Genomic DNA, 20,056 nt, shown 5'->3' with positions numbered 1-20,056 from the left:
TTAATCGTTCGTTATGCGCTGGCCCTTCACTCTGCCGAGCCGAACCGCGAGGCTTCCGACTGTTTCCGCCGGAGCCGCGCGACCGCGCGACCCGCTGCATGGGGAGGACCCACCATCGTGCCCAACAGGCAACATCGACGGCTGCTGCTGCCCGCCGTCACCCTCACGGCGCTCGGACTGACCACCACCCAGGCGCTCGCCGCGCCGTCCGGGACGCCCGAGCCCCGCCCCCACCAGGCCCAGCACCAGGCCGAGGTCGGGAAGAAGCACGCGAAGAAGGTCCAGGGCCCGGGCGCCACCGCCGGCCCCGCCTTCACCGCCAAGGCGGACGCCCCCGGCGAGGACGAGGGCGACGAGGCGGAGAACTCCGCCGAGGGCACCGCCCAGTACACCGAGGCCCGCACCGCCCCCGGCGTGGTCGCGCCGGGCGCGTACGGCGCCGCCTGGGCCCAGCTCCAGTCCATGCCGCACACCGGCGGCAGCTGGGACCACGTCACCGACAAGCCGTACAACTCGGACGACCCGCGCTACCGCGACGTCAACTCCAACTCCAGCGGCGGGTTCGGCCTCGTGACCGGCCGGATCACCGGTATCGCCGCCGACAACGACGGCTACGTGTACGCGGGCGGCGCCAACGGCGGCGTGTTCCGCTCCCGCACCGGCGGCGGGCAGTGGCAGTCCATCTCGGACAAGCTGCCCTCCCTCTCCACCGGCACGCTGAACCTCGACGGTGGCGGGCGGCTCTGGTACGCCACCGGTGAGTCCAACACCGGCGCGACCTCGTACGTCGGCACCGGCGTGTACGTGCTCGCCGACCCGAAGCACGGCGAGTTCCAGCCCGGCATGCGGGTGGGTGGCGCGGAGCTGGAGTCCACGATCATCCACGCCCTGCGCTTCGGCGGCGGCAAGGTCTGGGCGGCCACCAGCCGAGGCGTGTGGAGCCACTCCAGCACCGACCTGTCCGGTCCGTGGTCACTGGAGTTCGCGCCCAACCCGGACTACCTGCCGGGCGGTTCGAAGGCGGGCGACCAGGCCGCGCCGTACAAGAACATCGCCAACGACATCGCGATCGATCCGAAGGACCCGACCAAGGTGGTCCTGGCGGTCGGCTGGCGCGGCGGCGACACCTACAACGGCTTCTACAGCAAGGCCGCCGACGGAACCTGGCAGCGCATCGGCTCGCTCGGCGACCTGCCGACCGATGCGGCGAACGTCGGCAACGTGACCTTCGCCGCCTCCGCGGACGGCTCGCGCTACTACGCGATCGACCAGTCCCCGGCGGTCATGGCGAGCAACCCGGACACCGGACTCAAGGGCATCTACGTCTCCAAGTCCGGCTCGCCCTTCGGCCCGTGGACCCAGATCGCGGACAAGGACAAGCTGAAGAACTCCGGCTCCGCACTGCAGGACGCCGGCTACCAACCGGGCATCCAGGCCTGGTACAACCAGTTCCTCCAGGTCGACCCGGCCAACCCGGACCACCTCTACGCCGGTCTGGAGGAGGTCCTGGAGACGAAGGACGGCGGCTCCACCTGGACCGTCCCGGGCCCGTACTGGAACTTTGGCTTCGCCTGCTGGAACGTCGACCCGGCCAAGCAGACCGGTGACTGCTCGCAGACCACCCACTCCGACCAGCACGCCATCGCCGTCGGCACGTACAAGGGCAGGACCAGCGTGTACGTCGGCAACGACGGCGGCATCTACAGCCGCCCGCTCAACGGCGCGGCCGACGCCTCCGGCCACGCCACGGACTGGAAGTCGCTGGCCGACGGCACCATGGACACCCTGCAGTACTACTCGGTGGGCGTCGGCAAGGACCCGGCGGACCGCTCGGGCAAGGGCGTCATCGTCAGCGGCGGCCTCCAGGACAACGGCGAGTCCATCCTTCGCGCCCACGACAAGGTGATGGGCTCCGACTTCGGCGGCGACGGCGCCGACACGCTCGTCGACCCGAACAACGGCTGCAACATCGCCGAGGAGTACGTCTACCTCGACATGTGGGTCACCCAGAACTGCGCCGTCAACAACGGCGCCTGGAGGAGCGACCCGAGCAAGGCCACCTCCTACGAGGTCGCCCCGCCCGACAAGGACAGCGGCGCCGCGCGCTTCATCGCCCCGATCACCAGCGACCCCAGGGACGTCAACACCTGGATCGCCGGCGGCCGGCACGTCTGGGTCCAGCACAAGGGCTACGCCATCCGCAGCGGCAGCGAGTGGACCTCCGCCTACGACCTGGGCGCCGGCCACGTCGCCACCGCCGTCGCCACCGTCAACGGCACCGTGTACGCGGGCTGGTGCGGCCCCTGCAACAACCAGGGCTTCAGCCGCGGCATCGCCGTCGGCAACACCGACGGCACCGGCTGGCACCAGCTCAACCTGCCCGTCGACGGCGCCCTGCCCAACCGCTACATCTCCTCGTTCGCCGTCGACGAGAACAACGCCCAGCACGTCTTCGTCGCCTTCAACGGCTTCTCCCGCACCTGGACCGAAGGCCCCGGCGCCGGCAACGGCCACCTCTTCGAGACCCACGACGGCGGCGCCACCTGGACCGACGTCTCGGCCAACCTGCCCGACGTCCCCGCCACCTCCGTCAAGATCCTGCCCAACGGCGGCCTGGCGCTGGGCACCGACCTCGCCGCCTTCTACCGCGCCCCCGGCACCACCGACTGGCGCCTCCTGGGCCGCAACCTGCCCACCACCGCCGTGCAGCAGCTCAAGACCGGCCCCGACGGCAAGCTCTACGCCGCCACCTTCGGCCGCGGCATCTGGTCCTTCGACCTGCACGGCCTCGGCCGTGGCCGCTACGACGAGACCGAGGACTGATCCCGTCCCTCCGGCTCTCCACCCACCGGTGCCCGGCACGCTCCTTGCGAGCGTGCCGGGCACCGGCCGAGCGCATCCGGGGACCAAGCGAGCTCTGACGAGGAAAGCCTCACGGCGGCACCTGACGATAAGTCAGCATTCGCCCAGTAATTGGATGCTGGCACCGAGGTGGCGCCCCCGCCCGGCCCGATGAGCGGGCAACGCCGACCGGTTGTCATGACTGAAACACCGTCCGACTGGGCATACCGTCGATAGCCCACCGACGGGCCCGGCTGAAGCTCCCCCACGAGCGCAACCGGGCCCTTGGCCGGCGACCGGGCCTGGACGTGACTCCCCCCACGGAGTGGCGACCAGGCCCGCCTCTGTGTTCTACCAGCGACACGCAGCGTACATGCCATATCCACGTAACGCTACCGGGCGGCACCGGACAACCTGCCACCTGGCCGGAATCCGGGGTCGGGCCGAGCCACGACGTGGCCGACGAGGCCCGGGGGCATCACCCGTCAGCTGACGGCCGTCGCGGCGGCGGTGGCGACCGTCACCGCGGCGATGGCCGCGACGGCGACGTGCATGTTCCGGATCGCCTGACCGACGGACTCGCCCGCCCAGTCGCCCGCGGCGATCTCCGCGAAGCGCAGCTCGACCCGCGCACGGGGGAGGTCGGGGAAGGCCAGGGCGTGCAGCCGGGCAGCGTGCAGCAGCGCTATCAGCGTCGCGGTGCGGACGTCGGGCGCCTCATGATGCCGGATCACGGCCGCCAGTCGACCGCGCAGTTCACACTCGACCGAGCCGTCCGCCTCCGGGTAGCGCCGGACCGGGAACAGCCCGAGGAGCCGGTGACGCTCCTCGACGACCAGGCCGCGCTCGCACAACCGCCGCACGGTGGCACGCACCGCCGTGGCGTGGTCCTTGGTGAGCCAGTCCGTCGCCTTCGCCTTGTCGGGCCCCTTGCGCCCGACCCACTCGGCGAGCTTTTCCAGCCGCTCGTCGAGCAGCGGGTCACCGGTCGGGGTGTGGTCGGTGACGCTGATCCGGCCCTCGGCGAGCGCGACCCGGCCGACCAGGGCGAGGTCGGCCAGCAGACCTCCCGCCACCGCCCATCCGGCGCCCGAACCGTCCTTCGCCACACCGGACTCATCGTCCAATGAGAGCAGCATCAGCTCCTCGGCGAGGGTGACGTGCATGTGCCATTCCTTTCCCTGGTGCGAACCGGCCACCCCACGACGCGCCTGGCGGCCGCCACACCGGGGTGTCCTCCAGCCAGCAACGCCCGCCCGCGCGGTGCGGTTCCCCGGCCGCTCCCGTCGGCCCGCACGGCATCGGGGGGCAGTTGTCGCTCCTGATGCCCTGCCGAGTGGGTGACACCCGGTCAAACACTCCGCCGTTCGGCTGGCCGCCCCGCGTGGCGGCCCGCCGCAGGAGGGTCGGCGCGCCGCGCCCGGCTACCGTCGACCGCTCCGTCCCTCACAGTTCCGGGAGACCGATGCCGGGCATCCGCACGTTCCGCTCACGGTGGCTCACCGCCGCCGCGGGCCTGTTCGTGCTCGCGCAGGCGCTGACGGGCTGCGGGAGCAGCGGGCACGGCGGACCGGTCACGCTGAACTGGTACAACTTCCCGGACGACTCCGGCGCCCTCCAGCAGGCCGCCGACCGCTGCGGCCGACAGTCCGGCGGCCGGTACACCATCAAGTACGACAAGCTGCCGCGTGGCGCCGACGGGCAGCGGCAGCAACTGGTGCGCCGGATGGCCGCGCACGACGCCGAGGTGGACATCCTCGGCCTGGACGTGACCTGGTCGGCGGAGTTCGCCCAGGCCGGCTGGATCCGCGAGTGGACCGGCGCGATGAAGGAGCAGGCCACCACGGACACCCTCGACGCCGCCGTGCGGACCGCGACCTGGCAGGGGCGCCTGTACGCGGTGCCGTACAACTCGAACACCCAGTTGCTCTGGTACCGGGACGACCTGGTGCCGAACCCGCCGAAGACCTGGCCGGAGATGCTCGCCCAGGCGGACGCGCTGGCCAAGCAGGGCAAGCCGCATTACGTGGAGATCCAGGGCGCCCAGTACGAGGGCCTGACGGTGTGGTTCAACACCCTGGTCACCAGCGCGGGCGGTGCCGTGCTCACGCCGGACGCCCAGGCGCCCTCGCTCGGGCCGCCGGCGGTGCTGGCCGCGCAGGTGATGCACGACACCGCGGCCTCGGCGGCCGCCGATCCCTCGCTGCCCGACCAGATGGAGGACCAGAACCGGCTGGCGATGGAGTCGGGAACAGCCGCGTTCGAACTCAACTACCCCTTCGTCTACCCGTCGATGAAGGCCAATCAGCCCGAGCTGTTCAAGCACTTCCGCTGGGCACCGTACCCGTCGATGCTGCCCGGCCGGCCGGCGACCGTCACCATCGGCGGGATCGACCTGGCCGTCGGCGCGTACAGCCGGCACCCGGACCTCGCGTTCGAGGCCACCCTGTGCCTGCGGGACCGCGGCAACCAGCTCACCAACGCGCTGAAGGGCGGCCTGCCGCCGTCCCTGCGCAGCCTGTATCAGGCGCCCGAGCTCACCGAGAGCTATCCGTTCGCCGGCGACGTGCTGGCCGCACTGGACAACGCCAGCGTGCGGCCGCAGACCCCCGCGTACCAGAACGTCTCCATCGCGATCTCGCACACCCTCTCGCCGCCCGCCGACATCCGTCCGGAGAGCGCGGTGGCCGACGTCCGCGGGCAGATCGAGGACGCCCTCGGCTCCAAGGGGCTGATCCCGTGACACCTGCCACCGCACTCGGCGAGCCGGCCGGGAAGAAGGTCGCGGAAGCCTCCGAGGGCGCCCGCCAGGAACGCCGGCTCGGCCTGCTGCTGTGCGCGCCCGCCGCCCTCGTGATGCTCGCCGTCACCGCCTACCCGATCGCCTACGCGATCTACCTCTCGCTACAGCGCTACGACCTGCGGTTCCCGCAGCAGGCGCACTGGGTCGGACTCGCCAACTACGGCGCGGTGCTCTCCTCGCGGTTCTGGTGGCAGGCCCTGTGGGTCACCGTGCTGATCACGGCGGTCTCGGTGGTGATCGAGCTGGCGCTCGGCCTGGCCCTCGCCCTGGTGATGCACCGCACGGCGTTCGGCCGCGGCACCGTGCGCACCGCGGTGCTGATCCCCTACGGGATCGTCACCGTCGTCGCCGCCTACTCCTGGCAGTACGCCTGGACGCCGGGCGTCGGCTACCTCGCCGCGCTCCTGCCGGAGGGCAGCGCCCCGCTGACCGACCAGTGGCAGGCGATCGGCCTGATCATCCTGGCCGAGGTGTGGAAGACCACACCGTTCATGGCCCTGCTGCTGCTCGCGGGCCTGGCCCTGGTGCCGGAGGAGACCGTCCGGGCGGCCATGGTGGACGGCGCGACGTTCTGGCAGCGGCTGCGGCTGGTGATCCTGCCCCTGATGAAGCCGGCGATCCTGGTCGCGCTGCTGTTCCGCACCCTGGACGCGTTCCGCGTCTTCGACAACATCTACGTGCTGACCGGCGGTTCCAACGACACCGGCTCGGTGTCGATCCTCGGCTACGACAACCTGTTCACCGCCCTGAACCTGGGCATCGGGTCGGCGATCTCGGTGCTGATCTTCCTCTGCGTGGCGGCCATCGCCGTCGTCTTCATCAAGGTCTTCGGCGCCGCCGCGCCGGGTGGCGATCCGGAGCGCCGATGAGCAACCACACCCGCACCCTGACCAGCTGGGGCGCCGCCAACCTGATCGTCGTCCTCTACGCGCTGTTCCCGGTGTGGTGGATCGTGGCGCTCTCGTTCAAGGACCCGAGCACCCTCACCGACGGCGACTTCGTGCCGCGCAAGTGGACCTGGGACAACTACCGGGGCATCTTCCGGACCTCCGAGTTCACCCGCGCGCTCGTCAACTCGATCGGCATCTCCGTGATCGCCACCACCATCGCCGTCGTCCTCGGCACCATGGCCGCCTACGCGGTGGCACGGCTGCGGTTCCCCGGCAAGCGGCTGCTGATCGGCGTCTCGCTGCTGATCGCCATGTTCCCGCCGATCTCGCTGGTCTCACCGCTGTTCAACATCGAGCGGGTGCTGGGGATCTTCGACACCTGGGCGGGCCTGATCATCCCGTACATGACCTTCTCGCTGCCGCTGGCGATCTACACGCTGTCGGCGTTCTTCCGGGAGATCCCGTGGGACCTGGAGAAGGCGGCCAAGGTGGACGGCGCCACCCCGTGGCAGGCCTTCCGCCTGGTCATCGCCCCGCTGGCGGCGCCCGGGGTGTTCACCACGGGCATCCTCGTCTTCATCTTCTGCTGGAACGACTTCCTGTTCGCCATCTCCCTGACCTCGACCACCTCGGCCAGGACCGTACCGGCGGCCATCGCCTTTTTCACCGGCAGCTCCCAGTTCCAGCAGCCGACCGGATCCATCGCTGCCGCGGCGGTGGTCATCACCATCCCGATCGTGATCTTCGTCCTGCTGTTCCAGCGCCGCATCGTCGCCGGCCTCACCGCCGGCGCAGTCAAGGGATGAGTCCGCCCCCACCGGGCGGGACCAGGAAGGCGGATCGTGGCCGAGATCGTCCTCGAGGGCATCACCAAGCGCTACCCCGACGGCGCGCTCGCCGTTCGCGACGTCAACCTCACCATCGCCGACGGCGAGTTCGTGATCCTGGTGGGCCCCTCCGGCTGTGGGAAGTCCACCACGCTCAACATGATCGCCGGGCTGGAGGACATCACCGAGGGCACCCTGCGCATCGCCGGGCAGGTCGTCAACGACCGCGCGCCCAAGGACCGCGACATCGCCATGGTGTTCCAGAGCTACGCGCTCTACCCGCACATGAACGTGCGTGACAACATGGGCTTCGCGCTGCGCCTGGCCAAGGTGGACAAGGCCACCATCGCCGCCAAGGTCGAGGAGGCCGCCCGCATCCTCGACCTGACCCAGCACCTCGACCGCCGGCCGGCCAACCTCTCCGGCGGCCAGCGCCAGCGGGTCGCGATGGGCCGCGCCATCGTCCGGGACCCCAAGGCGTTCCTGATGGACGAGCCGCTGTCCAACCTCGACGCGAAGCTCAGGGTCCAGATGCGCACCCAGATCGCCGCCCTCCAGCGGCGCCTGGGCACCACCACCGTCTACGTGACCCACGACCAGGTCGAGGCGATGACGCTCGGCGACCGGGTGGTCGTCATGCGCTCAGGCATCGTCCAGCAGGTCGGCTCGCCGCAGGACCTCTACGACGCGCCGGTGAACCTCTTCGTCGCCGGCTTCATCGGCTCGCCCGGCATGAACTTCCTCGCCGCGACCCTGGAAGAGGGCGGCCTGCGCACCTCTTTCGGCGACCTTCCCGTGGACGACCGGACGCGCCGCGCCCTGGAGCGGGCGGACGCACCGCGCGAGGTCATCGTGGGCATCCGTCCCGAGGACTTCGAGGACGCCGGTCTCGTCGACGACCACGGCGAGCATCCCGTCTGCACCGTCACCGTGGACGTCCGTGAGTCCGTCGGCTCCGACGTGTACGTGCACTTCACCGAGGCCGGGGGCCCCGCACACGCGGAGGAGCTCGCCGAGATCGCGGCCGACTCCGGCCGGGCGGACACCGGGATGAGCGAGCACCGCGTCGTCGCCCGTCTCAACGCCGCGACGCGCGCCGCCGAGGGCGCCCGCCTGGACCTCTGGATCGACACCTCCCGGCTGCACGTCTTCGACCCGCGCAACGGCGCCAACCTGACCCACGCGCTGGCCACGCCGCGATGACCGCCCCCGGCCGGTAGGGGCTCGGTCTCTCCGGGCAGCGGAGCCGGCGCCGGGCGCTCGCCCGCCCCACCGTCGCGGGGCGGGCGAGCGCTCGGGGTTCTCCGCGGGCGTGGCCGCCGCTACTGCGGCGTGACGTAGGCGCCGGAGATGCCGCCGTCGACGAGGAAGGTGTTGGCGGTCATGAAGGACGAGTCGTCGGAGGCGAGGAAGGCCACGGCGGCGGCGATCTCCTCGGGCTCGGCGAAGCGGCCGAGCGGGATGTGGACCAGCCGGCGGGCGGCCCGCTCCGGATCCTTGGCGAACAGTTCCCGCAGCAACGGGGTGTTCACCGGCCCGGGGCACAGGGCGTTGACCCGGATGCCCTCGCGGGCGAACTGCACGCCCAGCTCGCGGGACATCGCCAGCACGCCGCCCTTGGATGCGCTGTAGGAGATCTGCGAGGTGGCCGCGCCCATCACGGCGACGAACGACGCGGTGTTGATGATCGAGCCCTTGCCCTGGCGCTGCATGTGCGGGATCGCGTACTTGCAGCACAGGTAGACGCTGGTCAGGTTGACCTCCTGGACCCGCTTCCAGGCGTCCAGGCCGGTGGTGAGGATGGAGTCGTCGTCCGGCGGCGAGATGCCCGCGTTGTTGAAGGCGATGTCGAGGCGCCCGTACTCGTCGACGACCCGCTGGAAGAGGTCGCGCACCGCCTGCTCGTCGGTCACGTCGGCCTCGATGAACAGACCGCCGACCTCGTTCGCGGCCTTCGCCCCGGTCTCCGCGTCGAGATCGACGCAGACCACCTTGGCGCCCTCGGCGGCGAAGCGGCGGGCGGTCGCCAGGCCGATGCCGCTGCCCGCGCCGGTGATGACGGCCACCCGGCCGTCGAGTCGCTGAGTCATGCTGATCACTCCTCCGTGGAGATGAAGACGTTCTTGGTCTGGGTGAAGGCGTCGAGGGCGTCGGGGCCGAGCTCGCGACCGAGGCCGGACTGCTTGAAGCCGCCGAACGGCGTGGTGTAGCGCACCGAGGAGTGCGAGTTGACGGAGAGGTTCCCGGCGTCGACGCCGCGGGAGACCCGCAGGGCGCGCCCGACGTCCCTGGTCCAGATGGAGCCGGACAGCCCGTACTCGGTGGCGTTGGCGATGCGCAGGGCGTCCTGTTCGTCGCGGAACGGCACCACCGCGACGACCGGGCCGAAGATCTCCTCGGTGAAGGCGCGGTCGTCGTGCCGCACGGGCGCGAGCACCGTCGGCGGGAACCAGAAGCCCGGCCCCTCGGGGGCGCTGCCGCGGAAGGCGACGGGCGACCCTTCCGGGACGTAGGAGGCGACCCGTGCCCGGTGGGCGGCGGAGATCAGCGGGCCCATCTCGGTCTTCTCGTCGGTCGGGTCACCGACCCGCACCCCGCGGACGGCCGGCTCCAGGAGCGCCAGGAAGTCCTCGAGGACGGAGGCCTCCACCAGGATCCGGGAGCGGGCGCAGCAGTCCTGGCCGGCGTTGTCGAAGACCGCGTAGGGCGCCGTCGCGGCGGCCTTGGCGAGGTCGGCGTCGGCGAAGACGATGTTGGCGCTCTTGCCGCCGAGTTCGAGGGTGACGGGTTTCACCTGGGCGGCGCAGCCCGCCATGATCTCCTTGCCGACCCGGGTGGAGCCGGTGAACACGACCTTGCGCACGTCGGGGTGGGTGACGAAACGCTGTCCGACGACCGGACCGCGACCGGGCAGGACCTGCAGCACGCCCTCCGGGATCCCGGCTTCCAGGGCGAGTTCGCCGAGGCGCAGGGCGGTGAGGGGAGTGAGTTCGGCCGGTTTGAGGATGACCGTGTTGCCGGCGGCCAGGGCCGGGGCCAGGGCCCAGGCGGCGATCGGCATCGGGAAGTTCCACGGCACGATGACCCCGACCACGCCGATCGGTTCCTGGAAGGTGACGTCGATGCCGCCGGCGACGGGGATCTGTCGGCCGAACAGCCGCTCGGGTGCGGCGGCGTAGTACTCGATGACGTCCCGCGCGTTGCCCGCCTCCCAGCGCGCGTTGCCGATGGTGTGGCCGGCGTTGGCGACCTCCAGTGCGGCGAGGTGTTCGCGGTCGGCGTCGACGGCGGCGGCGAAGGAGCGCAGCAGCCGGGCCCGGTCGGCGGGAGCCACCCGGCGCCAGGTGTCGAAGGCGGCGCGGGCGCGGGCGACGGCGGCGTCGGTTTCGGCGAGGCCGGCCAGTTCGAGGGTGGTGATCACCTCCTCGGAGGCGGGGTTGACGACCTCGAAGAGGTCCGGTTCGGTCATGGAGCTGTCTCCCTGTGGGCGGAGGTGGGCTGACTGGCGGTGAGCAGGGCGTGGAAGAGGCGGAGGTCGTCGGGGTCGGTCTCGGGGTGCCACTGGACGCCCGCCGCGAAGCGGTGGCCGGCCAGTTCGAGCGCTTCGACGGTGCCGTCGGTGGCCCAGGCGGTGGCCCGCAGACCGGTGCCGAGCCGGTCGACGGCCTGGTGGTGGTAGCAGGAGACCTCGGCGCTCGGCCCGAGGACGGCGGCGAGCCGGCTGCCGTCCACCAGGCCTACGCGGTGCCGGACGAAGCCGGCGGGGACGATCTGGTGGCTGCCGTCGGGCAGGTGCTGGCGGAGGGTGCCGCCGAGTTCGACGTTGAGCAGCTGCATGCCGCGGCAGACGCCGAGCAGCGGCAGGTCCCGGGCCAGGGCGGCTCGGAGCAGCCGGCTCTCCCAGTCGTCGCGGGCCTGGTGGGGCGGGCCGGTGTGCGGATCGGCGGTCGCCGCGTACCGGGCCGGGTCGATGTCCGGCCCGCCGGCGAGGACGAGCCCGTCCAGGGCGTCGAGCAGGTGCTCGACCCCGCCGGGTTGCGGTGGCAGCAGCACCGGGGTGCCGCCGGCGCGCGCGACGGCGTCGACGTACGTCTGGGGCACGAGGGCGGCGCGCTGGTTCCAGACGGACCAGGCGGCGTCGTCCTGGTAGCTGGTGATGCCGATCAGGGGTCGTCGGCGGTCGTCGCGGCTCACAGCCGCTCGAATCCGCGGCGCCGCTCCCAGTCGGTCACCGCCCGCTGGTAGGAGGCGAGTTCGGTGCGTCCGGCGTGGGTGTAGTGCCGGACGACGTCCTTGCCGAAGGCTTCGGTGGCGATGGGACTGCGTTCGAAGGCGTCGACCGCGTCGCGCAGGGTGGCGGGTACCCGGGGCGCGGCGGAGCCGTAGGCGTTGCCGATGAACTCCGGTTCGAGTTCGAGCTGTTGCTCGACCCCGTGCAGTCCGGCCGCGATCAGGGCGGCGACCGCGAGGTACGGGTTGACGTCGCCGCCGGGGACGCGGTTCTCGAAGCGCAGCGACGGGCCGTGGCCGACCACGCGCAGGGCGCAGGTGCGGTTGTCGCGGCCCCAGGCTATGGCGGTGGGTGCGAAGCTGCCGGGTACGTAGCGCTTGTAGGAGTTGACGGTGGGTGCGAGCAGCAGGGCGAAGTCGGCCAGGCAGGCGAGCTGTCCGGCGAGGAAGTGCTCCATGGTGCGGGAGAAGCCGTGCGGACGGTCGCCTGGGAACACCGGGGCGCCCTGGTCGTCGCGCAGGCTCAGGTGGATGTGGCAGGAGTTGCCCTCGCGTTCGTCGTACTTCGCCATGAACGTGAGGCTGCAGCCCTCCTGGGCGGCGATCTCCTTGGCGCCGGTCTTGTAGACGGTGTGGTTGTCGCAGGTGGTGAGGGCGTCGGCGTACTTGAAGGCGATCTCGTGCTGGCCGAGGTTGCATTCGCCCTTGGCGGACTCGACGGTCAGGCCGGCGCCGGCCATGTCGTTGCGGAGCCGGCGCAGGAGGGGCTCGATCCGGCCGGTGCCGAGGATGGAGTAGTCCACGTTGTACTGGTTGGCCGGGGTGAGCCGGGTGTAGTCCTTGTCCCAGGCCTGTTCGTAGCTGTCCCGGAAGACGATGAACTCCAGCTCGGTGGCGGCGTGGGCCTGCCAGCCGTGGCCGGCCAGCCGGTCCAGCTGTCGTTGCAGGATCTGGCGCGGGGAGACGGTGACCGGGCTGCCGTCGTGGTGGGTGACGTCGCACTGGACCATGACGGTGGCGGGGTGCCAGGGGATGGACCGCAGGGTGGCGAGGTCGGGGCGCAGCACCAGGTCGCCGTAGCCGTTCTCCCAGGAGGAGATCTCGTACCCGTCGACGGTGTTCATGTCGATGTCGACGGCCAGCAGGTAGCCGCAGCCCTCCGCGGCGCCGGGCACGACGTCGTCGAGGAAGTACTCGGCGGCGACGCGTTTGCCCTGGAGGCGCCCCTGCATGTCGGTCATGGCGAGCACGACGGTGTCGACGGTCCCGTCGGCGACGCGGGCGCGCAGCTCGTCGAGGGTGAGTCGGGGGGTGGTCATCGGACCTCCGGTCGGGTGTCCCGTGCGTCGGGCTCGGGCGGCGTGCCGTGGACGTGGGGCCCGGTGAACCAGTGCCGGGCGGAGAGCAGCCACCACAGGCCGGCGAAGCCGACCACGGCGGCCACGGCGACGGGGGTGTAGTTGAAGCTCTCGGCGTTGATCGGGCTCGCGGTGGGGAGCATGAACAGGACGGTGATCACGGCCGTCCAGGCGACCGCGACGACGCCGATCGGCCGGCTCCACCGGCCCAGGTGCCAGGGGCCGCGCGGGAAGTCCTCGCCCTGGCGCAGCCGCAGGTACACCGGGATGACGTAGGAGATGTAGAGGCCGATGACGGAGATCGAGGTCACGGCGGTGTAGGCGGTGGTGTTCCAGAGCGCGGGCAGCCCGAGCAGCAGCGCGCCGCCGGTCGCCAGCCAGACCGCGTTGGTCGGGGTCTGGGTGCGCGGGTCGATGCGGTGCCACAGGCGGGAGCCGGGTAGCGCGCCGTCCCGGGAAAAGGCGTAGATCATGCGGGAGTTGGCGGTGACGGAGGCCATGCCGCAGAAGAACTGGGCCCCGATGACGATGAGCAGCAGCAGTTGGGCGCCACCCGCGCCGATCGCGTCGATGAAGATCTGTGCGGGCGGGACGGCGGTGTCGCTGGCGAGCGCGCCGTCGTAGTCGCGGATCGCAAAGGTGATGCCGAGCAGCAGGATCCAGCCCGCCACCAGGGAGACGGTGATGGCGTTGACGATGCCGCGGGGTCCGGAGCGGGCGGCGTCGCGGGTCTCCTCGGTCATGTGCGCGGAGGCGTCGTAGCCGGTGAGCGTGTACTGGGCCATCAGCAGGCCGAGCATGGCGACGTAGAACTGGCTGTGGAAGCCGGTCTGGTTGACGAACTCGGTGAGCACGAAGGAGACGGAGGCGTGCCGGTCGGGGAGGATGGTGAGGGCGCCGACGATGACCGCGACGCCCGCCAGGTGCCACCACACGGACACGCTGTTGAGGACCGCGACCAGGCGCACGCCCAAGGTGTTGAGCAGGCCGTGCGCCAGCAGGATGACGGCGAAGATCTCCATGGTGTGCGCGGGGCTGGCCTCGACGCCGAAGCGCAGGGTGAGGAACGCGTTGGTGAAGAAGGCGGCGCCGTAGTCGACGCTGGCGGTCACCGCGACCTGGCCGAGGAAGTTGAACCAGCCGGTGAACCAGCTCCAGGCCGGGCCTCGGCTGCGGGTCAGTTTCGCGGACCAGTAGTAGAGCCCGCCGGCCGTCGGGTAGCTGGAACAGATCTCGGCCATCGCGAGCCCGACGCAGAGCGTCAGCAGGCCGACCACCGGCCAGCCCCAGATGATCAGGGCCGGGCCCCCGGTCTTCATCCCCGTCCCGTACAGGGTGAGGCAGCCGGAGAGGATCGAGACGATGGAGAAGGAGACGGCGAAGTTGGAGAAGCCGGACATCGAGCGGGCCAGTTCCTGGGTGTAGCCCAGCTCGCGGAGTCGTTGTTCGTCGGCGGAAACGGGGGCGGTGTGCTCCGGCAACCGTTCGGGGGCAGGGTGGTCGGGTGAGCGTGCGTCGGTCATGGGCACCCCTGGGGGTTGAGGGTGTGCCGGGGAGCACGCGGCCACGACGGCGTGGCGGGCGCGCCCCGACGGGTTCGACGGTCGGACGGCTCTTCAATGGTCTGGAATCAGTCCATTGGGTGGGTGAGCAGCATCGTTCCGGCTGGGTCGGGGGCGCGTCAAGAGTGACGGGGAACGAATCCGGGAAACCCGTTCGTAGGTACGATTCCGGCGTGGACGTGGACGAAACACGTGAGCAGACCCGGCCCGACTGGCGGGCCGGGGCGATCTTCCGCCCGGTCCGGACCGGCAACGCCTTCGAGGAGACGGTCGAGAGGCTGCTCCAGGCGATCAAGCTCGGCGTCTTCGGCCTCGGCGACCGGCTGCCCGCCGAGCGGGACCTCGCCGCCCGGCTCGGCGTCAGCCGGGAGACCCTGCGCGAGGCGCTCCGCACGCTGCAGCAGGCCGGCTGCGTCGAGCCCCGTCGCGGCCGGTACGGCGGCACCTTCGTCACCTACCGGATGCCGGCACCGGACGTCGCCGACCTGCGCCGCGCGGCCCGCGACCTCGGCGGCGCGCTGGAGGACGCGCTGACCTACCGCCAGGTGCTGGAGGTCGGCGCCGCCGAGGCGGCCGCCCGCCACCCCCTCTCCCCCGAGCAACGAGCCCATCTGGAGAGCCGGTTGACCGACCTGGAGGGAGCCCCGCCCGAGCAGTACCGCCAACTGGACTCGCGCTTCCATCTCGCCATCGGCGAGCTCACCGGCTCCCCCACCCTGGCCGCGGCCATCGCCGAGGCCAGGATGCGCCTCAACGACCTGCTCAACGCCATCCCCATGCTGGAGCGGAACATCGAGCACGCCGCCGAGCAGCACCGGGCGATGGTCCGGGCGATCCTCGCGGGCGACGGTGACGCCGCCCGACGCGCCACCGAGGAGCACCTCGCCGCAACGGCCGCGCTGCTGCGGGGCTTCCTGGCCTGAGGCCCTCGAGATGATCCGCTGGACCGGCGGGCGGAGACCGACCGAGCCTTCAAGAAATCAACGCGCTCGGGCTTAAGGACCATTTACGGTGACAGATATTGACGTGTCCACCGCTGGGCGGAAGGGTGACAGCCAGACGGCGCAGTCCGTGCCGCCCGCCCTCCCCACCGCCCCCGGAGCCTCCCGTGATCACTCGCCGGACCATGCTCGGTGCCTCCGTCGCGGCCTTGACCGCTCCCGCACTGTTCGCCCTGTCGCAGACCGCCGACGGCAGCACCACCCCGCAGCGGCTCGACGTCGACCTCGTCAACACCCTGTCCGCCCAGCCCGTCTACGCCTACGTCCTCGGCCTCGACCCGGCCCAGGGCAACAGCTGGGCCTTCCTGCGCTCCGACGGCAGCACGCTCTACCACCCGCCCTCCCCCACCGCCCCGGGCGCGCCGCTCGGCGCCGACTGCGCCATCGCCCTCGGCGCGGCCGGCGCCACCCCACGGCGGATCCGACTGCCGTACCTCTCCAGCGGACGGATCTACTTCTCCGTCGGCCGCGAGCTGGTCTTCTTGATCAACCCCGGGCCGGGCATCGCCCTTCCCTCGGTGAGCAACCCGACCGACCCCAACATCGCCACGCCGTACGGCTTCTGCGAATTCACCTACGGTCCGGACCAGCTGTACGCCAACATCAGCTACGTCGACTTCGCCGCAGTCCCGATCGCCTTCGACCTGACCGCCGACAACCGGCGGCAGAGCGTCAGCGGCCTGCCCGCCGGCGGCCTGGAATCCGCCGCGAACGCGCTGCGCAAGCAGGCCGCCGCCGACGGCGGCGACTGGGCCCGGCTGATCGTCCCGGACTCCACCGGCCGGACGCTGCGCATCCTCAGCCCCAACACGGCGATCACCGCCAACCCATCGCTGTTCAACGGCTATCTCGACGGCTACGTCTCCGCCGTGTGGCAGAAGTACCAGAGCACCGACCTGGTGATCGACACCCAGGCCGGCTGGGGCACCGTCACCGGCCGGGTCGGCAACGGCGTGCTCACCTTCCCGGGCGTCGGCGGCTTCGCCAAGCCCTCCACCGCCGCCGTGTTCAACTGCAGCTCGGCGCCGTTCACCACCGGCAACGACCTGATGGGCAACCTGAGCGCGCGACTCGCCGCCGCCCTCAACCGCACCACCCTGCTGGACGATCCGCGCCAACCGGACGGCGAGAACCCCGCCGCCTTCTACACCGCCGCACGCACCAACCACTACGCCCGCATCCTGCACGCGACCAACCCCGACCACCTCGGCTACGCGTTCCCGTACGACGACGTCCATCCGGCCGGGGTGGACTTCGAGGGCAAGGTCCAGTCGGCGAACCCGACCCTGCTCACCGTCACCGTCGGCGGCGCCCAGGGCCCGGTCGACCCCGGGCCGTCGCCGCAACCCGGCGGCGGGACCAGCGCGTTCGGCACCATCCAGGCCGAGTCCTACACCTCGCAGTCCGGCACCGCGCTGGAGGCCTGCGGCGACACCGGCGGCGGCCAGGACATCGGCTGGATCGCCAACGGCGACTGGCTCGCCTACGCCGGCGTCGACTTCGGCGGCTCCGGCGCGACCCGGTTCCAGGCCCGGGTCGCCTCCGGCGCCGCGGCCGGGATCAGCGGGCTGGTCCAGGTACGGCTGGACAGCCCGACGGCCGCCCCGGTCGGCAGCTTCGCCGTCGCCAACACCGGCGGCTGGCAGAGCTGGCGCACGGTGCCCGCCGACATCGCCCGGACCACCGGCACCCACACCGTGTACCTCACCTTCGCCAGCGGGCAGGGCGCCGACTTCGTCAACCTCAACTGGTTCACCTTCGGCTGAGTCAGGGCCGCCGGCCGGGCGCGGCGCGGAACACGGTCCGACCGTCCGCGCCTGGCCCGGGCCCGCGCCGGGCACACGAACGACACCTGACCCGCGCAGAAGTCTCGCATCGGCCGGGTGTCGCGAATCGGTCCGGTCTGCGTACGCTCGCACCCAACCGGCCCGGCCCGCGGGCGGAGTGGCAGTCACCGTCCGGATCCCGGCCGTGCCGCACCTACGGAAAAGATCCCATGAGTTACTGCACGCCCTGCCGGCGCCACCTCAACGGCGCGCTGTCCTGCCCCGGCTGCGGCCGGGCCGCGGAACCCGCTACCGGGGAGGCGGCGCGCCATCGGCTCGCACGGCCGGACGAGGTCCCGGCCGCCGCGTCCACGCCGCCGCGCCGCTCGGCGGGACGGTCGGCCCGGCGGCGGCGTGGCCGGCTCCGGCGCCCGGTCCTGGTCGCGTCGGCGGCCGGTGTGGTGGTCTGCGGGCTGGCCAGCGTCCTGCTGGCCGGCGGCAACTCGGACGGTTCGGTGGCCCCCGCCTCCGCGGGCACCGCGTCGCCCTCGCCGAACGCCGCGGCCGTCCCCGGCGCGCCCGCCTCACCGGCACCGGCCAGCACCGCGGCCACGGGCCGCCCGCAGCCGTCGGTCACCTCCACCCGGCCGAAGCCGTCCGGCAGCACCACCTCGGCCGCGGCGCCGCCCTCGGCCTCCGCCTCCCGTCCTGCGGGGGAACGGCCCGCGAAACCCATCCCGAGCACCACCGGGCCGAACACCGACCCCGTCCCGCCGACCTCCGCCACCCCGCACCCGACCGCCATACCGGGCTGCACGCGTTTCCTTCTCTGGTGCACCTGAGCGGGTGACGGCCTCAGTCGCCGTCAGCCTCACCGACGACGCCGGCCTGGACGGTGCGGACCGTCGGGTAGCGGCGGTGGACGTCGTCGCGGTCGGCCGGTTCGGTCACCGACTCCCGGCTGAGGCGATCGATCCTCCCGGCCTGGGCACGCAGCACCGCGCGCTGCTGCGCGGCGTCGTCTCCGGCCAAACGTCCGCTCAGTCCAGGGCCCGTGCCCGGCGCAGCCGGACGCCGAGGGCGTCCGGGGCGATGATCGGGTCCGGGTAGTCGGGGGCGAGTGGCCACGGACGGTGCACGGCGCGGCCGGGGAGGTGGGCGAGCTCGGGGAGCCAGCGGCGGACGTAGTCGCCTTCGGGGTCGTAGCGGTCGGCCTGGCGCAGTGGGTTGAGGACCCGGTTGGGCCGGGTGTCGGTGCCGGTGCCCGCGACCCACTGCCAGTTGAGCTGGTTGTTCGCGATGTCGCCGTCGACCAGCAGGGCCAGGAAGTGGGCCGCGCCGATCCGCCAGTCCAGGTACAGCGTCTTGGCGAGGAAGCTCGCGGTGAGGAGGCGGGCGCGGTTGTGCATCCAGCCCTCGTGGGCGAGCTGGCGCATCCCGGCGTCGATGATCGGGTAGCCGGTGCGGCCCTGCCGCCAGGCTTCGGCCTCGTCCTCGTCGTGGTGCCAGTGGTCGGCCCTGCTGCGGTAGTCGCGGTGCGCGGCGTCGGGGCGGGCGGCGAGGACCTGGTGGTGGAAGTCGCGCCAGGCGAGCTGCCGGACGAACGCCTGGGCCCCGTCGCCGCCGCGCTGGAGGGCGCGGGTGGTCAGCTCCGTGGGTGACAGGCAGCCGAAGTGCAGGTACGGGGAGAGCCGGGAGGTCGAGTCCGCCGCGAGGTCGTCGTGCACGTCCTCGTACGCGTCGACGTCCCAGCGCCGCCAGCGCGCCCGGGCCGCCGTCTCGCCACCGCGCGGAAGGCCCGGGGAGAACGGGCCGCCGACGACCAGGTTCTCGGTGCCGACGCCGTCCGGCGTGTGGATCACCCGGGGCGCGGCCAGCACCGTACGGCGGGGAGACTGCTGCCACGCGCGGTGGTAGGGGGTGAAGACCGCGTAGTGGTCGCGGCCGACCGGGGCGATCCGGCCCGGCGGGACCACGGTCACCGAGGCGTCGTGGACGTGCAGCCGGTGGCCGAACAGTGCGAGCAATGCTGCCTCGCGCCGACGGGCGAAGGCGCTGACCCCGGCGGCGACGTGCACGGTCGCGGCGCCGGTCTCGGCGGCCACCCGGGCCGTCTGCTCGGCGGTTCCCCCGCGGCGCACGACCAGGCGGGAGCCGGCGCGGCGCAGCGAGGCGTCCAGGTCGGCGAGGCAGTCGCCCAGGAAGGCCTGCCGGTTGGGGGCGGCGAAGCCCGCCGTCTCCACGCCGGGGTCGAGGACGAACAGCGGGACCACCTGGTCGGCCGCGCCGCGTGCGGCGTGCAGCACCGGGTTGTCGTGCAGGCGCAGGTCCTGGGTGAACAGGGCGATCGAGACGGTCATCGGCGGGCCCTCGGGACGGATGCGGTCGGGGTTCTCGGGTGCGGGCGGGGCGGGGCAACGGGCAGGCGGAACGGCCCTGCCTACTCTCTACGGTCCCTCGGAGCCGGACGCACCGCGGATTGGTACCGTTCAACGGAGCAGGTCCGTCAGTTGGTCGAGGGTTCCTGCGGGCCTGCCGGATCGTTCGGTGACTTCGGAACGCTGGGGCTCCTCCGAGCCGTCGGGGTGGTCGGGGCGGTCACGGCCGCGAGCCTACGGCCTGGCGGTGCGGACCGGTCGGCGGACGCGCGTGCCGTCGGGGCGGCGTCTCGGGGTGGGCGCGGTGAGCGGCCCGCGGGTGCTTGCCTCCACCGTCGCGCCGTCGGCCAGCCACCGCGCGTGCCGGTACTGGCACCGTTTCCGCACCGTTTCGGCGGGG

The 20,056-nt window shown here is 72.1% G+C and carries 16 protein-coding genes; 7 read left to right on the top strand and 9 right to left on the bottom strand.

Translation table 11 applies throughout. The features are described from left to right. The first annotated feature begins 117 nt into the window (after positions 1 to 117). Positions 118 to 2,823, top strand: a complete 2,706-nt coding sequence (locus ACZ4WV_RS16540) for a glycosyl hydrolase (protein WP_465747163.1) — start codon at positions 118 to 120, stop codon at positions 2,821 to 2,823. 503 nt (positions 2,824 to 3,326) lie between these two features. On the opposite strand, the gene ACZ4WV_RS16535 is transcribed toward ACZ4WV_RS16540, so the two are convergent. Continuing rightward, on the bottom strand, positions 3,327 to 4,007 hold the full coding sequence (locus ACZ4WV_RS16535) for a GOLPH3/VPS74 family protein (RefSeq protein ID WP_465747161.1): 681 nt from the start codon (positions 4,005 to 4,007) through the stop codon (positions 3,327 to 3,329). A 299-nt stretch (positions 4,008 to 4,306) separates the two neighbouring features. Here ACZ4WV_RS16535 and ACZ4WV_RS16530 point away from each other — a divergent pair, with 299 nt between their 5' ends. The 4 genes from ACZ4WV_RS16530 to ACZ4WV_RS16515 are packed head-to-tail and all read left to right on the top strand — an operon-like array spanning position 4,307 to position 8,564. Next, on the top strand, positions 4,307 to 5,584 hold the full coding sequence (locus ACZ4WV_RS16530) for an ABC transporter substrate-binding protein (protein ID WP_465747159.1): 1,278 nt from the start codon (positions 4,307 to 4,309) through the stop codon (positions 5,582 to 5,584). Beyond that, positions 5,581 to 6,513 (top strand): carbohydrate ABC transporter permease, encoded by a 933-nt coding sequence (locus ACZ4WV_RS16525; protein WP_465747157.1) that lies wholly within the window; start codon positions 5,581 to 5,583, stop codon positions 6,511 to 6,513. The genes ACZ4WV_RS16530 and ACZ4WV_RS16525 overlap by 4 nt, the downstream gene beginning before the upstream one ends. Then, positions 6,510 to 7,340, top strand: a complete 831-nt coding sequence (locus ACZ4WV_RS16520; protein WP_465747155.1) for a carbohydrate ABC transporter permease — start codon at positions 6,510 to 6,512, stop codon at positions 7,338 to 7,340. Before ACZ4WV_RS16525 ends, ACZ4WV_RS16520 begins: the two co-directional genes overlap by 4 nt. 36 nt (positions 7,341 to 7,376) lie before the next feature. After that, the gene (locus tag ACZ4WV_RS16515) at positions 7,377 to 8,564 is read left to right on the top strand and encodes an ABC transporter ATP-binding protein (RefSeq protein WP_465747153.1); all 1,188 of its coding nucleotides are present in this window, start codon (positions 7,377 to 7,379) and stop codon (positions 8,562 to 8,564) included. A gap of 119 nt (positions 8,565 to 8,683) precedes the next feature. Here the strand turns inward: ACZ4WV_RS16515 and ACZ4WV_RS16510 are convergent, their stop codons facing one another. The 5 genes from ACZ4WV_RS16510 to ACZ4WV_RS16490 are packed head-to-tail and all read right to left on the bottom strand — an operon-like array spanning position 8,684 to position 14,349. Next, on the bottom strand, positions 8,684 to 9,451 hold the full coding sequence (locus ACZ4WV_RS16510) for a 3-oxoacyl-ACP reductase (RefSeq protein ID WP_465747151.1): 768 nt from the start codon (positions 9,449 to 9,451) through the stop codon (positions 8,684 to 8,686). Positions 9,452 to 9,456: 5 nt separating this feature from the next. After that, positions 9,457 to 10,830, bottom strand: coding sequence for an aldehyde dehydrogenase family protein (locus ACZ4WV_RS16505; RefSeq protein ID WP_465747149.1), 1,374 nt, complete (start codon positions 10,828 to 10,830; stop codon positions 9,457 to 9,459). Then, positions 10,827 to 11,555, bottom strand: a complete 729-nt coding sequence (locus tag ACZ4WV_RS16500; RefSeq protein ID WP_465747147.1) for a gamma-glutamyl-gamma-aminobutyrate hydrolase family protein — start codon at positions 11,553 to 11,555, stop codon at positions 10,827 to 10,829. Before ACZ4WV_RS16500 ends, ACZ4WV_RS16505 begins: the two co-directional genes overlap by 4 nt. Next, complete coding sequence (locus tag ACZ4WV_RS16495) at positions 11,552 to 12,910, bottom strand: glutamine synthetase family protein (protein ID WP_465747145.1); 1,359 nt, start codon at positions 12,908 to 12,910, stop codon at positions 11,552 to 11,554. Before ACZ4WV_RS16495 ends, ACZ4WV_RS16500 begins: the two co-directional genes overlap by 4 nt. Continuing rightward, positions 12,907 to 14,349, bottom strand: a complete 1,443-nt coding sequence (locus ACZ4WV_RS16490; RefSeq protein ID WP_465747244.1) for an amino acid permease — start codon at positions 14,347 to 14,349, stop codon at positions 12,907 to 12,909. Before ACZ4WV_RS16490 ends, ACZ4WV_RS16495 begins: the two co-directional genes overlap by 4 nt. A gap of 335 nt (positions 14,350 to 14,684) precedes the next feature. On the opposite strand from ACZ4WV_RS16490, the gene ACZ4WV_RS16485 reads away from it, so the two are divergent. Both ACZ4WV_RS16485 and ACZ4WV_RS16480 read left to right on the top strand, forming a co-directional pair. Beyond that, entirely contained in the window at positions 14,685 to 15,434 is a 750-nt protein-coding gene (locus ACZ4WV_RS16485; protein ID WP_465747143.1) for a FadR/GntR family transcriptional regulator, read from the top strand. Between the two features lie 185 nt (positions 15,435 to 15,619). Further along, complete coding sequence (locus ACZ4WV_RS16480) at positions 15,620 to 17,278, top strand: beta-1,3-glucanase family protein (protein WP_465747141.1); 1,659 nt, start codon at positions 15,620 to 15,622, stop codon at positions 17,276 to 17,278. Positions 17,279 to 17,513: 235 nt separating this feature from the next. Here ACZ4WV_RS16480 and ACZ4WV_RS16475 read toward each other — a convergent pair whose 3' ends face one another. The 3 genes from ACZ4WV_RS16475 to ACZ4WV_RS16465 are packed head-to-tail and all read right to left on the bottom strand — an operon-like array spanning position 17,514 to position 19,638. Beyond that, positions 17,514 to 18,095 (bottom strand): hypothetical protein, encoded by a 582-nt coding sequence (locus ACZ4WV_RS16475; RefSeq protein WP_465747139.1) that lies wholly within the window; start codon positions 18,093 to 18,095, stop codon positions 17,514 to 17,516. 38 nt (positions 18,096 to 18,133) lie between these two features. Beyond that, entirely contained in the window at positions 18,134 to 18,310 is a 177-nt protein-coding gene (locus tag ACZ4WV_RS16470; protein ID WP_465747137.1) for a hypothetical protein, read from the bottom strand. 8 nt (positions 18,311 to 18,318) lie between these two features. Beyond that, positions 18,319 to 19,638 (bottom strand): cryptochrome/photolyase family protein, encoded by a 1,320-nt coding sequence (locus ACZ4WV_RS16465; protein WP_465747135.1) that lies wholly within the window; start codon positions 19,636 to 19,638, stop codon positions 18,319 to 18,321. Positions 19,639 to 20,056 lie beyond the last annotated feature (418 nt).

The organism is Kitasatospora sp. NPDC029312 (assembly GCF_055569215.1).
Note: the sequence above shows the minus strand (reverse complement) of the source record. Positions and strands in the feature narration are given on the sequence as shown.

Excerpts from the sequence above, each read along its gene's own strand:
- ACZ4WV_RS16490 (WP_465747244.1), bottom strand. The coding sequence starts at position 14,349 with ATGTCCGGCTTCTCCAACTTCGCCGTCTCCTTCTCCATCGTCTCGATC.
- ACZ4WV_RS16535 (WP_465747161.1), bottom strand. The coding sequence starts at position 4,007 with ATGCACGTCACCCTCGCCGAGGAGCTGATGCTGCTCTCATTGGACGAT.
- ACZ4WV_RS16510 (WP_465747151.1), bottom strand. The coding sequence starts at position 9,451 with ATGACTCAGCGACTCGACGGCCGGGTGGCCGTCATCACCGGCGCGGGC.
- ACZ4WV_RS16520 (WP_465747155.1), top strand. The coding sequence starts at position 6,510 with ATGAGCAACCACACCCGCACCCTGACCAGCTGGGGCGCCGCCAACCTG.
- ACZ4WV_RS16505 (WP_465747149.1), bottom strand. The coding sequence starts at position 10,830 with ATGACCGAACCGGACCTCTTCGAGGTCGTCAACCCCGCCTCCGAGGAG.
- ACZ4WV_RS16530 (WP_465747159.1), top strand. The coding sequence starts at position 4,307 with ATGCCGGGCATCCGCACGTTCCGCTCACGGTGGCTCACCGCCGCCGCG.
- ACZ4WV_RS16495 (WP_465747145.1), bottom strand. The coding sequence starts at position 12,910 with ATGACCACCCCCCGACTCACCCTCGACGAGCTGCGCGCCCGCGTCGCC.
- ACZ4WV_RS16465 (WP_465747135.1), bottom strand. The coding sequence starts at position 19,638 with ATGACCGTCTCGATCGCCCTGTTCACCCAGGACCTGCGCCTGCACGAC.